We start from the raw sequence: 15375 nt of genomic DNA, 5'->3' as shown, positions 1-15375 counted from the left end.
GTTTTGATTTTTCAGGTTGGTAATTAAGTTCAGGTTATTTGTATTGCTTTTTCCAGTTCGGCTTCAATCATTGGACGTATCAAGTCATACAGTTCCGTTGCTTTTTTTAACCCATCGGGTATCCGGTCAATATTCTTTTGCTCTTTTGCCTGAAGTTCAATTGTCGAAACCAGGCCAAGCATTAAATTCATTTGCAGAATGCCGAGGCTGCTTTTTAACTTGTGAGCTTTCCTGTACACTTCCTCCCAATTTTCATACAGTGTTGCTTCATGAATTTCATTTAATAATGATGGTGTTGTTGCAAGAAACAGCTGTAATACTTCGCAGAAATATTCCTGGTCTTCCATTTCATAGAGGTGCGAAAGATTATACAATTCAGTGCCCTGTTGTTGTGTTTGTGATGTGTTTGTTGACTTGCCTGTTGCTGGCTGAGCAAGTAAGAAACGACGCAGCTCGGTATAAAGATCAGCCGGAACAAATGGTTTGGTGAGATATTCGTTCATACCTAATTCAAAACAGCGCATTTTTTCATTACGAAGTGCACTCGCCGTCATGGCAATAATAGGAAGAGTTAATTCCAGTTTTTTCCTGATATAGGTTGCTGTCTGAAATCCATTCATTATTGGCATTTGCAGATCAAGGATGATCAGGTCAAACTCTTCACCTGCTTCAAGTAATTCAACAGCTTCCTTACCGTTATTTACAATGGTGGTGCTGATGCCCACACGTTGCAGTACGTGCATAATTACTTTCTGGTTGATCTCGTTATCTTCTGCCACTAATATTTTCTTTCCGCTGATATTATCGTTACGGTTTTTCGACAAGTCCATAACCTGTGTTACAACAGGGACTGCTTCAGCAATTGTAAATGGTAATTGCACTCGGAACGTTGTGCCTTTCCCAAATTCACTGCTAACAGCAATTGCACCCCCCATCATTTCACACAACTGGCGTGTAATTGATAATCCTAAACCTGTGCCACCATATTTGCGTGATGTTTCAATGGCTGCCTGTTCAAAACTTTCAAATACATGTTCAAGTTTTTCGTCGGATATGCCGATTCCGGTGTCTGTTACAGAAATTGATAAATTAGTTTTGCCATCTTCCTGTTGCTGCAGTTCACAAATTCTTACCTCGATACTTCCAGCTTCGGTAAACTTCAAGGCATTGCTCAGTAGGTTTGAAAGTATTTGTGTGATCCGTAACGGATCGCCTGTTAGCTGAAGAGGAACTGAACGATCGCAATGAATAGAAAGTGTAAGTCTTTTTTCTTTTGCTTTCAATCGAAATGGCGCCACGGCCTGCTCCAAGACTTTTTGTAAATCAAACGAAACCTGCTCTACTGAAAGTTTTCCGGCTTTTATCTTTGAGAGATCAAGAATATCGTTGATCAGCATCAATAAGTTATCGGACGACTGACGAATGATCTGCACAAACTCTTCCTGTTCTTCAGAAAGTGCAGTATGCTGCAACACATTTGTCATGCCGATAATACCATTCAGTGGCGTGCGGATTTCATGACTCATATTAGCGAGAAACTGTTCTTGTAATTGCTCTGCTGATTCGGCTTTCTTTTTTGCTTCTATTAATTTTTCACGTGACCTTGTACGCTCCGTTATATCAGTGGCAATAGCGCCAACACCATATAAAATATTATCCCTGTCGAACAAAGGGAATTTCACAATGAGCAGGTGATGTTCGCCATCCGGCATTTGCACCGTTTCATCTGTTTGTACATGCTCCAACGTAGCAATAACTTTGTCATCTGCTTCACGGTAACGGATCGAGGCTTCGTCTTCATCAAAGTCAAAATCGGTTTTTCCTATTACTTCATCTTCTGTGCGTTGGAAGGCCTCCCTGAATGATCGGTTAATAAGCATATACTTCCCATCCAGATCCTTAATGAACATGATCAAAGGTGTATTATCAAGGATTGACTGCAAACGGAACTGATTCTCTTCTTTTTCTTCTCTCAATTTTTCCCATGCCTGTTCTACAAGTTTACGCTCAGTAATATTTTTTACTGCAAAGCATACGGCTATAACAACGTTCGCCTCATTTCGTACAGGGAAGTACGTGTTATGTATCCACAAATCACCTTCCGCTGTTTCAAAAAACAATTCTGATTCCTCAGTACTTCCATTCACTACTTTTTCAAATATCTCCTTGAATATTTCTTTGCGTTCCGGCTTGATATAATCGAATATATTACTGCCTTCAATACAAAGTTTCCCTGTTGTAAGCTTCATGATATTTTTACCGGCTTCATTCACCATAATAACGGTACAATCAGGTGCTACCATATAAAATCCTTCCTCTGTACTTGAGAGCATAGCCCTTATCTTTCGATTCGCCTCCTCTACTTTTTCTTCATTCTGTTTAATGGAAGTAATATCAGAGGTTACAACAGCTGCCCCGGTTATCTCATTATTATTTTCTCTTACAGGCGTATGACTGATCCGTAACCATTGTACGCCTTTCTCGGTATTGTAACGGGCTTCATATTCTACATACTCTCCGTTAAACACTTTCCCGAAATTAATTACGGCATCATCAATAACCTGTGCCGGAATAACTGAGAGTAAATTCATACCAACCTCTACTTTTTTTCCGGTACGTAGTTCCATTCCTTCACGGGCTGGTTTGTTCATGACACGAATGGTTAAATCACGATCAACCATAAAAAACCCTTCGTTGGTATTGTTCAGGAGCGTTTGCACCAGCTCTTCTGATTCTTTCAACTTTGACTCTGCTTCTATTTCATCAGTAATGTCTTTGACCGTACATTGAAAGCCGACGATCTGTTCATCGTTTGAAATGATGAGAGAAGTAAGTTTCACCCATTTCTCCTCATTATCCTTTGTAATGATGGGGAAACGCATGATCTTTTCCTGTGCATATTCATGAAATTGTTGTTCAAAACTTTTAAGTACTTGTTGGTGCCATGCTTCCGGTACTAATTTATAAAATGATTGCCCCTGCAGCTCAAATGGAGTGTAACCGGTTAATATTTTTGATTTTGCACTTACAAATTCAAATTCGCCATTCAGGTTTGCAGTGAAGGTGATCATGCCCGGGCCTTCAATCAGTTTACGGTACTTGATCTCACTTTCCCTGATATCATGTTCTGCTTTCTTTCTCCGACGTATATCTTTATTTAACTGCCAAAGCAAAACGGCGATAAACATAATGATAATCGTTGCGCCTGCATAGGCTATGCGTATCAATCTTTGTTCTGCCGCATCACTTGCATGGGTACGTAATTGTAATAACCAGTTTTGCCTGTCAGTAATAAGACGAAGCTTTCCGTTAATGGTAAATAAAAGTTGCTGTTGCCTTGCCACAAAATCAGAAACCGATGATGAATTACTTTTGAATGACGGCTGTTTAAATATTGCTAACTGTTCAGTTTGCTTTTGAAGCAACATGATTTCGAGCTCCTGCAAAAACCGCTTCTGTGTTGGATCAATTGCCAGTTGCCTTGCCGTTACCATTGAATGTTTCAATTCAGCCTGCAGTTTTACCAATTCATCGTACGTTACTTTTTTAGGTTGCAGCAGATAACTGCTCACCATTGCTTCGCTTTCTGCTATACCCGATTTGATCTTTGCAACATAATCCATTACCCGGTAAGTATGGGCAACCATCTTATCTGTTTTGCTGGTATAGATGCCACTTAAATAAACAATACGTCCAAAAAAGATGATGGTGGAAATGGCCAATAGAAATATCAGTGCAATACTCCGGCTGATTGGAAATATTGTTTTTAATAATGACTTCATGGCTGGTTAGCAAAGTTTGAAGGTGATGCACAATAGCCATTATGGTAAACCGCCAAACCTGCTCTGTCGAAAATAGAAATGGAAAAATCTTTCGGGGAAAAAGAAAAGGAATACAGAAAAACGGAGTACACCAACATCTCGTGGGTAACATGTTTCATGGATACAGGATTTGGATAAAAGTGAATTTCGTTCAAATTCTTTTGAAATGAACTTGTTATAAAATCTTAATTAAAAAAATAAGTATTTTCTCTTATCCGTTTTTGGGGCAAATGGAACTATTGCTGACGCAGGGAGTCATCAGCAGGTGGGTTTACAAAGAAAGATCGCAATATAAATCCCTCGCATAACCAGGTTTTTATGTTGCGATCGTAATAAAAAAGAAGTTACTATTTACTCCAACTGAGCGTTGCCTTTTTAACATCCCTTGAGTTACCGCCAATCATGATCTGAAACTCTCCGGCTTCCCAATCATGTTTCAAGTCATAATTATAAAATTTCAGATCGTTGATTGAAATATTGAACGTGACCGTTTTACTTTCTCCTGCTTTCAATTCTATTTTCTGAAAATCTTTCAACTCTTTTACCGGGCGAGTAACAGAACCAACCACATCACGGATGTATAACTGCACTACTTCTTTACCGGCAACAGTACCCGTATTGGTAAGCGTTACGCTTGCGGTAATGGTTTGATTGCCTTTCGGTGATGTGTTGCTGATCTTTACATCACTATAGCTGAAGTTGGTATAACTCAATCCATAGCCGAATGGATATAACGGATCGTTACTCACATCTAAATAATTACTGCGGAATTTTTCAAACCATTTTCCTTCTGCCAACGGCCGACCGGTGTTCTTGTGATTGTAAAACAATGGCACTTGTCCAACATTCTGCGGAAACGTCATTGATAATTTACCGGAAGGATTTACATCGCCGAACAATACGTCGGCAATTGCATAGCCTGCTTCACTTCCACCAAACCAAACATTGAGAATAGCAGGTACATTCTGCTGCTCCCATGTTAATGCCAGTGGCCGACCGGTAAATAAAACCAATACAACCGGCTTACCGGTTTTCAACAACGCTTTCAACAATTCTTTTTGTGCCTGCGGTATTTCAATATTACTTCTGCTTGACGATTCACCACTCATCTCTGCGCTTTCACCGAGCACAGCCAACACAACATCACTTTGATTTGCGATAGCAACCGCTTCATTGATCATCTCTTCGGGTGAACGCTTATCTCTGCCTAAACTTTTACCAAACATTGTTGCTCTTTCTTCAAGTTTTTCATCATAGTCCAGGTTACTACCTTTTGCATAAATGAATTTTACTTTACTTCCGTGCACTTCATTTAACCCGGTTAACACTGCTGTTGCCTTATCAAACTCTGCAGCCACGCTCCACGTACCGGGCATATTACGTTTATCATTTGCCAGTGGACCAATCACTGCAACAGTTCCGCTTTTCTTTAACGGCAATACATTGTTTTGATTCTTTAACAACACAAAACTCTGCGCTGCTGTTTCTCTGGCGATCTTGCGATGAGCAGAATTAAATATTTCTGTCTTTGCACGTTCTTCGTTACAATAGCGATAAGGATCATCAAATAAACCGAGTTTGTATTTTGCTTCAAGGATTCGTCTGCAAGCCGCATCGATCATTTGCATGGTTACTTTACCAGTGCTCAATGATTGTTTGAGTGTGGTTAGGAAACCCTCACCCACCATATCCATATCAATCCCTGCACCCAATGCCCGTGCAGAAACAGTTTTGAGATCACCAATACCATGATCCATCATTTCGTTGATGCCTGTGTAATCAGTAACAAGAAATCCTTTAAAGCCCCATTGTTTTCGCAACACATCCGTCAACAACCATTTATTACCTGTTGCGGGCACACCATCAATATCGTTAAACGAAGCCATCACACTTCCCACACCCGCATCAACTGCAGCCTGGTATGGATAAAAGTATTCGTTGTACATACGATAACGGCTCATATCAGTTGTATTATAATCACGGCCTGCTTCTGCTGCTCCGTATAAGGCAAAATGTTTTACACAGCTCATGATGGTATTATTCAACGACAAATCTTTTCCCTGGTAACCACGCACCATTGCTTTTGCAATTTGTCCACCGAGATAGGGATCTTCACCGCTGCCCTCCGACACACGACCCCAACGTGGATCACGTGTAAGATCAACCATTGGAGAAAATGTCCAGTTAATACCATCAGCACTTGCTTCAATTGCTGCAATGCGTGCACTTTGTTCAATCAATTGCATATCCCAACTGCAGCTTAATCCCAACGGAATCGGAAACACAGTTTGATAACCATGAATAACATCCATTCCAAACAACAGTGGGATTTTCAAACGTGTTTCTTCTACTGCTACTTTTTGCACAGCTTTGATCTTTGCAACAGATTTAATATTAAAGAGACCGCCAACTTTTCCTTCTTTGATCTTTTTACCAATATCAGAATTACCGGCTTGCCCTGTAACAATATCACCTGAGCCGGGTAAGTTCAATTGCCCGATCTTTTCATCTACTGTCATCTTCTTCATCAGTGCATCGATGAAGACTTTCATCTTTGCTTCTTTTGTTTGTTGTGCGTGCAACTGAACAGAAAGCAAGATGACAAATCCGATGAGCGATCCTTTTAAGACTTTCATAAAACAACATTTATTATTTGAGTAAAACATTCTGCAGTTTCTTTTTCCAGATAGCATAACCCTTTTCATTCATGTGCAATCTGTCTTCTTTAAAAATATCAGGCATTGGTTCTCCGGTTGAAGTAAGCATCACACTGTACACATCTACAAACTTCGTGTTGGGCTTTGTTGACAGAAAAGTTTGAATACGCTTATTCGCTTCCACATATTTCGGCATCAGGCGCACCCGACTTGGACTTGGCTTCATGGACACATAAGCCAATGGCACATTCCTATATTTTGCACGGATATAATTGAACAAAGTGGTAAAACGCTTCACGACCATTTCAACTGTTACAGTATCACTCGCTGCAAAATCGTTTTCACCACAATAGATCACTACTTGTTTTGGTTGATAAGGATAAATAACGTCGTAACGGTAACGGATCACATCAACCAAAGTACTGCCGCCAAACGCACGGTTCAATATTTTCCGGTCGGGGAAATAAGATTGTACATCTTTCCACAACGTAAAGGAGGAACTACCGATCAACAGGATTTGATTGGATGCAGGAAAAGCAACACTATCTGCAGTCTTAAACTTCTGCACTTCGTTCCAAAAAGGAAAAGGTTCTTTGTTTTGGGCATTTGAAAAAATAACAAAGAATAGAAAAAGTATACTGCTTGTGATTTGTTTTTTCATCTTACTCAACTTTAATAACAGGCGAACGTTCACTCACCCCGTTTTCGTTTATTGATTCAATAGTATAATAATAAGTCTTTTGAGAATCCATCGCCTTCATCCAATATTCGTTATTTGAATGGATCATAATACTTGTGTACAGTTTATCAGGATGTGTACCGTAGTAGATATTGTAAGCAAACGCATTGTCGACCGGTTTCCATTTAATAAAAGCGCTTCGTTTATCTTTTTCGGTTCGTAATACAATAAAACCTTTTACTGCTTCGGGTTTAGCACCATTGCCATTACCGAACACACGCAAACCACTAATTGCAAACTTGCCGGTTGGCATGTGAATATTCTCCAGTTTAATGAAACGTGCCTGTACAGGTTTTTCCAGTTCAACATATTCATGCGGTACATCTGTTTGATTATTACTTTTATCGACCAGTACATTCCACTTCTTTCCATCAACTGAATAATAAAGTTTGTATTGATGATACAGTCCAATTGTTTTTCCAAGGAATATCGTATCCATTTCTTTGGGGAAACTTACATCCTGATCAGCATAATTGATCTGTACCGCATTTACAGTTGAAACATTTCCAAGATCGGTTTGTATCCACTCTCCTTTATTTCCTGAAGCTGCACTCCAATAAGTTTTGATCAGCTCATCAACTGCATTATTGGGATGATAGCCACCGAGGGTTGATGAAACCTGCACGGGCTTGTTATAGTTGAGCAACATCCACCCGGTGAAGTAAGGTGACTTGCCATCTTTTCCATAAGTTGATCCATCCGTTTTCGCTGATGGAATGTAATGCGGATAATCACCAAATGTTGTATTGCAAAACATGTTGCCATCTTTATCAAAACCTGTTGGCCAGATACCAAGCCTTCGTTCAAATGTATTTTTCACTGAGATAACAGTGGTAGATATATGCCAGTATTGATTAAACTTATCGGAAAATGTTGTACCATGACCCGCACCTCTTACAAATCCACCTAACTTAATACTTAGCGGATCGCTCTGCGCTTCAAAAAAATCCAACGGACTGTTTCCGACAAGTAAACCATCTGCATAACCGCTGAACTCAGTACCAGGTGCACCATACTGCAAATAATATTTTCCGTTATGTTTCGTCATGTGACTGCCTTCAATAAACGGATCAAGAAAGGTATTATCCATGTGCTCACCAAAACGTTGCCAGCCAAACCGCCATGGCTCCAGCACATACATTTCTTTTCTTGTACCAACAGGCTGCATGGTTTTACGATTGAGTTCAATACCATACATCGGAAATTTATTGCTGCTGCCATTATACATATACAACCTTCCATCATCATCGGTAAAGAACGAAGGATCCCAACCGCCAATATCAAATGAATCAACCAATGGCTTCCATTCATTGGCTTTGGGATTTGTACTCATCCAGATACTGAACTGTCTTGTATAGGTTGAACCAAAAACGATCATCGTATCACCTATGATACCAACACCAGGCGCACAGAGTTCATCATACCCTTTATTCCATGGCCGTAAAAATTTTCTTGAAACAAATTTCCAATTAAGCATATCGCTGCTATGCCAATAGCCCCATTGATTGGTGCCGAAGAGATAGTAATCACCTTTGTAAGTAACAATGACCGGATCGGCTGTTGCACGGTGCCTGCCCCACTCGCTGAAATTAGGAATGGGTGTATAGCCATAATCAATATTAATAGGGTTGCAATACGTTTTTTGTTGCGCATGCAAAGTTTGCATCATGCAACTGACAGAGAAAATGAGAATGACTAGTTTTTTCATCACTTCTGCTTTTGAAATAATAAGTGATCAAGACTGAATGTTCCCGGGCCGATAAAGAAAAACAGGAAACCAAACAGCACAAACATGAACGGATGCTGATCGTTATACCAGACAACACCGTTACCTAATACAAAAGATATGTACAACATCACCCCAATGATGAGCACTGAAGCAATGCGTGTAAACAATCCAATCATAAAAAGAATGCCTGCAATAAGTTCTGCAGCTTTACCAACATACGCAAGGAAGGTGCCGTTTGATGATTTTTTAAACGCATCCCAGGTGAGGTATTCATTCATTTTTGCTTCATCACAAATTTCCCAACCATGGTAAATGAGAAAAACACCCAGTATGATGCGCACAATACCGATTGCAAATGATTCGTAAATTGGTGATGAGGAAAGAAATTTAGACATGGATTTCTATTTTAAATTTCATACTACTTGAAAAAGCAACCACACTTCATGCTGATCATTTAATTGCCGGGCTTTCAAAACGTAAACGCTTCAATCCATTTTGCACTTCGTTACAGCTCATAAATAATTTCCAGAGTAAACCGCTGCGGTAATTTTCAATCATTACGATAATTGGCCCCTGATCAATGGCCAAATGACTTTTTGCTACCCAGTTCTTTGATTCGTTGAATGCATCCACAAAACCATATTCACTCCATATCTGATCTCCCAACTTAAAATAAAAATGTTTTAATGCCTGCATAGAATACTCAGGTGTATAAGGAAATGCACTCAATGCGGCCGTTGGTGAAATTGTTCCGAGATCTTCTGTGGGGGAATGTGCAGCATAGCCATTGTAAGTATCACTTGCAGTAAGCCCCCAGCAATCAGCACCATAACCTTTAAACTTATTGGGGTTTCTTACACAGTGCTCCCGGTTGATGAGTGTATGATTTTTATTTTGCTCCCAATAATCAGCATAACGATCTTTCAAACCTTGTGGATTAAGACCAAGAAAAGAATAGTGAGAAAAGAACAACGGCCCGCCATAGTCGAAACCAAGCGGCAATTTGATTCCGTAAAACTCCTTCCCATTTTTAAAGAAATTACTTTCTGCCCAGCCACGATGATATACCGCCGGGCTCACTGCATATTTTTCATTAGGTGTTGATGCAGCCAACACATACATGATCAAACATTCATTGAAGCCACGCACAGGAAAATTCATTGCCCATCCATTATTTGGACTCCAATGCCAATACAACACTTCCTGTCCGCCGTTTGTAAACCAGTTCCATTCAATATCATTCCATAACCAGTTGATGCGGTTGCGCAATTCACGTTCAAGATTATTATCAGCATTAAAATACTGACGAGCACAGAGTAATCCCTGGAATAAATAAGACGATTCAACAAGATCGGCACCATCATCTTTCCTGCTGAATGGAATTGTTTTGCCTGTTGCACCGTGAAGCCAATGCGCAAATACGCCATGATAGGAATCAGCTTTGCTTAAAAACTTCACGATACGTAACAGAAATTTTGCAGCAGTATCCCTGCTGATCCATTTACGTTCTGTTGCTACGATTACACTCATAATACCAAACCCTGTTCCGCCTGTTGTTACAACTTCATCTCCATAACCAAAAGTATTATTACTCCGCTCCCTTGACATTCCACTAACAGGATGAGCAAAATCCCAGAAATAACGAAAGGTTTGTTTTTGCACAAGATCAAGCAAAGCAGAATCGGATAAATTTTTTGGTCGGCTAAGCGGATCAAATTTTGCGTTCTGTTTCTGAGCAGAAACAATATGTACAACAAATAGTACAGCGGCAAGTATGAATAACTTCTTCTTCATATTTATAAATAAGGTGCAGTAAACCCAAGTGATAACATACCTGCTTTTACTTCAGGACAACTTGTAAACAGATTCCACAACAACCCACTACGGTGATTTTCGATCATTACAATGATCGGTCCCTGATCAATAGCAAGAAATGAATTGGCAAACCAAAGCTGTTTTAATGAAAATGCATCTACAAAACCATACTCTTTCCACAACTTATCGCCCAACACATAATAGAAAAACTTCAACGCCTTCATACTTTCAGTTGGAGTGAATGGCATTGACGACAATGCTGCTGTCGGTGCAATCACACTTACATCATTTGTTGGCGAGCTGGCAGTATATCCACCTGGAATATCGCTTGCTGTTAACCCCCAAACAGAATCGCTATACCCGTAATGATTATTTGGATTAACAACACTATGCTGGTAATTTATGCGTGAATGATTTCTTGTCTGCACTTCGTAATTAGCATAAGCATCTGAAAGACCATTTGGATTGATACCCAAAAATGAATAATGCGAAAAGAATAACGGACCACCGTGACTGATACCAAGCGGTAATTGAATATTGTAATACGAACTTCCGTTGACAAAACCATTCGTTCCGTTTGCTGCCCAACCACCTGTGTAAACAGATTTAGGAATACCATAAGTTGGTGAAGAGGCTGCCAGCACATAGGTAATTAAACATTCGTTCCAGCCACGTATCGGCAAATTCATTTCCCAATTATAATTGGAACTCCAATGCCAGTATAATACCTGTTCATTATTTTTCCTGAACCAACTCCATTCAACTCCATTATATAATGCTGTAATATCATTCCGCAGATTTACTTCTGCTGCATCTGCAGTATTGAAATACTGTCGGGCAGTTAACAAACCCATCATCAGAAAAGATGTTTCTACAAGATCGGCACCATTATCTTTTGTACTGAACGCAACTGCTGTTCCGCTGGCACCATTTAACCAATGCGGAAATGCTCCATGAAATTTTTGTGCATTCGTTTTCAGAAAGGCAATGATGGTTTGCATTCTCGCAAGACCTTGCGCCCTTGTAATAAAATTTCGGTTGACACCTGCTACAAGTGCCATTACGCCAAAGCCCGAACCACCTGATGTCACCACATCACCTGATGTATTTCGTTCTCTTGCCAATCCACTAACCGGATGTGCAAAATCCCAGAAGTATTTAAACGTTTGTTGTTGCACTTTCGTCAACAACTCGTCATCAGTAATAGCGGGAAATTTTCTTGATGAATCGATCTGTGTAATAAAACGTTGATCGACTGATGAAACAAAATCTGTTCCTGCTGCTGACTGCAAAGAAGGATCGATAGTAAAAAAATATTGTGTAAGTCCCGCCAATGCCGCAACCGGCTGTGCCACCACAACTGAATCTTTGCTTTCGTAAGATATACTGAGCGCCACAGCAGGATTGGTTCCATCCGATAATTTTAATGCAGTTGCTACTGTGCTTTGTTTAACCGGACCTGAAAAACGCATCCTGATAACCGGTTGCCTGTTGATACCATACAATGTTGTACCCCACCCATTGCTATTGAGTTGAATTGTACTTAACATCAACTTCGATGCAGGTGGAACAATAGTTGGTGGAGATGATTTTTTCTTACAAGAATGAAAAGAAAGAATCACAACAGAAATAACTAATATGGCAATGCAGTTCTTCATAATCTTACCGATCAGTTGTTACCTGATCACATACGTGTTCATAGAATGTGGTAATGCTTTGGCCTGTGCCGCTTTTCCATCGATCCATATTACAAAATCGGTATTGATATTTCCCTGATTCATCACTACTACAACCACACTTCCATCAGGATTGAGGAAAGATGTTGTAAGTAATTGACTGCGGCTTGGGCTGCTGATGATCCTCTTGGCACCAACCTGAATGAATTTAGAAAAATGACCGATGTAATAATAGGAATTAGTATAAACCAACTCGCCTGTTTTTGAATGCCCATGTACCGGCGCAAAACAAAAGTTGCCAACATGATTCGGGCCGCCTGTTTCATCAAGCAGAATATTCCAATCAGTAAAACCAACCATGCCGTTATTAAAATCATTGATCATAGAACGGCCGTAACGTTCACCCAAAGCCCACCAGTTGTATTTTGTAGAATCAAAACGTTCAACACAACCTTCTGTAAATAAAATATTCTTATCCGGAAATGCCTGGTGCACCAATCCCACATTCTCAAACATTGGATCACCACCACTCCAGTTTTCATACCAATGCATACCAATACCCCACGCATATTTTGATGCTTCCGGATCGTTAAAATAAGTTGATGCACGTTGATAGATCAGATCCCTGTTATGATCCCACACAATTATTTTTTTATCCTGCAATCCTTCTTTGTGCATTGTTGGCCCAAGGTGATTCTTTAGGAAATCACGTTCCTCTTCAGCCGTATAAATGCAACTTTCCCAACGTTGTTTTGCCATCGGTTCATTCTGTACGGAAATACCCCATACAGGAATACCTTCCGCTTCATATGCTTTGATGAATTTTGTATAATACATCGCCCACGCTCCTGCGAATTCAGCTTTTAGTTTTCCGCCCTGCAGCATGTTGTTATTATCCTTCATCCAGGCTGGTGGGCTCCAAGGACTACCAAAGAATGTTACAGAACCACCCGCCGCTTTCATTGCAGCTTTGATCATCGGAATTTTATACTTCCTGTCATGTTCAATGTTGAATGATTTTAATTCTTTATCGCCATCAGCTACATACGTGTACATATCACTGCTGAAATCGCAACTGTTGATATTTGTACGCACAATGGAATAACCGATGCCATTCTCTTTATCAAAATATGCTTTGAGTAATTCCTCTTGTTTGTTGGCAGGCAGCTTTGCTAATGTTTCGGCAGATGCATCGGTAATGGCAGCGCCAATGCCCATATACGTCTGATCTGTTTTTGAAGGATCAACAAATACGCATACCTGCGTTTCAAAGGGCTGACCAAAATCTGTAAAACTTGCTGTGTCAGTAGCTGACAATCTGAAGCTGGTGCTATCAGCCGTGGTATAGGCAAATACTTTCTTTCCTTCAGTTGAAAAGGATATGTTCGTTGTTTCTGCATTCTTTTTTTCAGCACATCCGATCATTTGCAGCACAACTGCTGCTAACAAAATTTTCTTCATCGCTATTTGTTTTAAACGTATTACCATACATAAGTCCCAACTGCCCCTACAGGTAAACCTGTTGCAGCAACTTTTCCTTTATACCTGATATTAAAAATGGCTGTTGTACCTCCATCATTTACGGCGATCAACACCTTCCTACCTGATGGTGTGAGAAATGCGACATTGCTTACACCATTAATAACATTGCTTTCAATGCGAATTGATCCTGCCGGAACAAATCTTGATGCATGTGCTATAATGTAATAACCCACATTTCTGCTGAACGATGAACCGCTTATCGTTAACGCTCCTTTACATTCAGTGCAACCTCCCGGCGTGTGCGGACCGAATGATGGATCATTTGCAAGATTCCACTCCAATGCAATTTTACTCCAGTTGCGCATAGAACCTATAACCACATTTTTTACATGCCACGTAAGATCACCACCGAATGTTCCGTTTGCTCCAGTCCATTGTTCAGTAAAATAAAGATTCTTATCAGGATGCGCATTACGAACAGTTGACAATGCACTGATATCTCCTGCATACAAATGAAAAGCTGAACCATCTATAAATGCTTTTGCAGCCGGATCATTTAAAACAGTGATGGGATAATTCGGATTATCACAATTATGATCCCACACAATAATTTTTGTAGTGATGTTCGCCGCCGCAAATGCCGGACCTAAATGATTCTTTACAAAATCGGCCTGTTGTGCAGCAGACATTACCATGCTTGGATTATTGCCACCATGCTGTGGTTCGTTCTGTAATGTAATCGCATCAATGGTAATACCTTTTGCTTTCATCGCCTGTATGTACTTCACAAAATACTGTGCATACACTGCATAATATTGTGGCAATAAACTTCCGCCAATACTGCTACCGTTATCTTTCATCCAAACAGGAGGGCTCCACGGAGAACCCATGATTTTTATGGAAGGATTGATGGCAAGTATTTGTTTCAACACCGGAATAAGATCAACTGTATCCTGTGAAAGACTGAAATTAGCAAGCGTTGGATCTGTTTGTCCTGCAGGTAAATCATTGTAACTAAAAACAGAAGGACTGAGATCTGAAGCGCCAATACTAATACGCAGATAGCTCACATTCGCAGCATTGTTGGTACTGCCAAACAATTCATTTAACAATGCAGCAGACTCAGTTGTTCCCATTCGTTTGATCAGGTAGGCACTTCCACCAGTAAGTGTATACCCAAACCCATCTACTGTTTGATATTTAACTGTTGAATCAACATCGATGGTAAGATAGCCGTTGTTTGTTGTGCTGAACGCCAGAGGCGTTGTTTGCTTTTGAAGCAAGGAAGTTTGATCTGTTTTGGTAAGCCAGAAGTCAACTTCATTAACAGGAGTTGCGGGTGGATTAGTTTGACCACCAGTGTCTTTCTTATTGCAATCGCCATAAACAAAAAGTGTACTGAGCGCTATAAGAGTAAAAAAATGATTCTTTTTCATTTCTAAAAATTTCTTAGTGA

The 15375-nt window shown here is 40.1% G+C and carries 9 protein-coding genes; all 9 read right to left on the bottom strand.

Annotated features, from left to right (window positions below):
* Positions 1-29 precede the first annotated feature (29 nt).
* On the bottom strand, positions 30-3782 hold the full coding sequence (locus tag H4075_RS08410; protein WP_182805888.1) for a PAS domain S-box protein: 3753 nt from the start codon (positions 3780-3782) through the stop codon (positions 30-32).
* A 386-nt stretch (positions 3783-4168) separates the two neighbouring features.
* Positions 4169-6457, bottom strand: coding sequence for a beta-glucosidase BglX (gene bglX, locus H4075_RS08405; protein WP_182805886.1), 2289 nt, complete (start codon positions 6455-6457; stop codon positions 4169-4171).
* 13 nt (positions 6458-6470) lie between these two features.
* Positions 6471-7139, bottom strand: coding sequence for a GDSL-type esterase/lipase family protein (locus tag H4075_RS08400; RefSeq protein ID WP_182805885.1), 669 nt, complete (start codon positions 7137-7139; stop codon positions 6471-6473).
* Between the two features lies 1 nt (position 7140).
* A complete protein-coding gene (locus H4075_RS08395; RefSeq protein ID WP_182805883.1) occupies positions 7141-8925 on the bottom strand; it encodes a family 43 glycosylhydrolase in 1785 nt (594 codons plus the stop codon).
* Positions 8925-9341, bottom strand: coding sequence for a DoxX family protein (locus H4075_RS08390; RefSeq protein WP_182805882.1), 417 nt, complete (start codon positions 9339-9341; stop codon positions 8925-8927). The genes H4075_RS08395 and H4075_RS08390 overlap by 1 nt, the downstream gene beginning before the upstream one ends.
* A 55-nt stretch (positions 9342-9396) precedes the next feature.
* Complete coding sequence (locus H4075_RS08385) at positions 9397-10740, bottom strand: glucoamylase family protein (RefSeq protein WP_182805881.1); 1344 nt, start codon at positions 10738-10740, stop codon at positions 9397-9399.
* 2 nt (positions 10741-10742) lie between these two features.
* Entirely contained in the window at positions 10743-12419 is a 1677-nt protein-coding gene (locus tag H4075_RS08380; protein WP_182805880.1) for a glucoamylase family protein, read from the bottom strand.
* 18 nt (positions 12420-12437) lie between these two features.
* On the bottom strand, positions 12438-13898 hold the full coding sequence (locus H4075_RS08375) for a glycoside hydrolase family 30 protein (protein ID WP_182805878.1): 1461 nt from the start codon (positions 13896-13898) through the stop codon (positions 12438-12440).
* A gap of 20 nt (positions 13899-13918) precedes the next feature.
* Positions 13919-15355: a glycoside hydrolase family 30 protein gene (locus tag H4075_RS08370; protein WP_182805876.1), complete on the bottom strand. Its 1437-nt coding sequence runs from the start codon at positions 15353-15355 to the stop codon at positions 13919-13921.
* Positions 15356-15375: the final 20 nt, after the last annotated feature.

Source organism: Lacibacter sediminis (genome assembly GCF_014168535.1).
In the GTDB taxonomy this organism is placed as follows: domain Bacteria; phylum Bacteroidota; class Bacteroidia; order Chitinophagales; family Chitinophagaceae; genus Lacibacter; species Lacibacter sediminis.
Note: the sequence above shows the minus strand (reverse complement) of the source record. Positions and strands in the feature narration are given on the sequence as shown.

What these genes read in the sequence shown, in the direction of transcription:
- H4075_RS08410 (WP_182805888.1), bottom strand. Translation starts at nt 3,782, where the DNA reads ATGAAGTCATTATTAAAAACAATATTTCCAATCAGCCGGAGTATTGCA.
- H4075_RS08395 (WP_182805883.1), bottom strand. Translation starts at nt 8,925, where the DNA reads ATGAAAAAACTAGTCATTCTCATTTTCTCTGTCAGTTGCATGATGCAA.
- H4075_RS08380 (WP_182805880.1), bottom strand. Translation starts at nt 12,419, where the DNA reads ATGAAGAACTGCATTGCCATATTAGTTATTTCTGTTGTGATTCTTTCT.
- H4075_RS08385 (WP_182805881.1), bottom strand. Translation starts at nt 10,740, where the DNA reads ATGAAGAAGAAGTTATTCATACTTGCCGCTGTACTATTTGTTGTACAT.
- H4075_RS08390 (WP_182805882.1), bottom strand. Translation starts at nt 9,341, where the DNA reads ATGTCTAAATTTCTTTCCTCATCACCAATTTACGAATCATTTGCAATC.
- H4075_RS08370 (WP_182805876.1), bottom strand. Translation starts at nt 15,355, where the DNA reads ATGAAAAAGAATCATTTTTTTACTCTTATAGCGCTCAGTACACTTTTT.
- H4075_RS08375 (WP_182805878.1), bottom strand. Translation starts at nt 13,898, where the DNA reads ATGAAGAAAATTTTGTTAGCAGCAGTTGTGCTGCAAATGATCGGATGT.
- bglX (WP_182805886.1), bottom strand. Translation starts at nt 6,457, where the DNA reads ATGAAAGTCTTAAAAGGATCGCTCATCGGATTTGTCATCTTGCTTTCT.
- H4075_RS08400 (WP_182805885.1), bottom strand. Translation starts at nt 7,139, where the DNA reads ATGAAAAAACAAATCACAAGCAGTATACTTTTTCTATTCTTTGTTATT.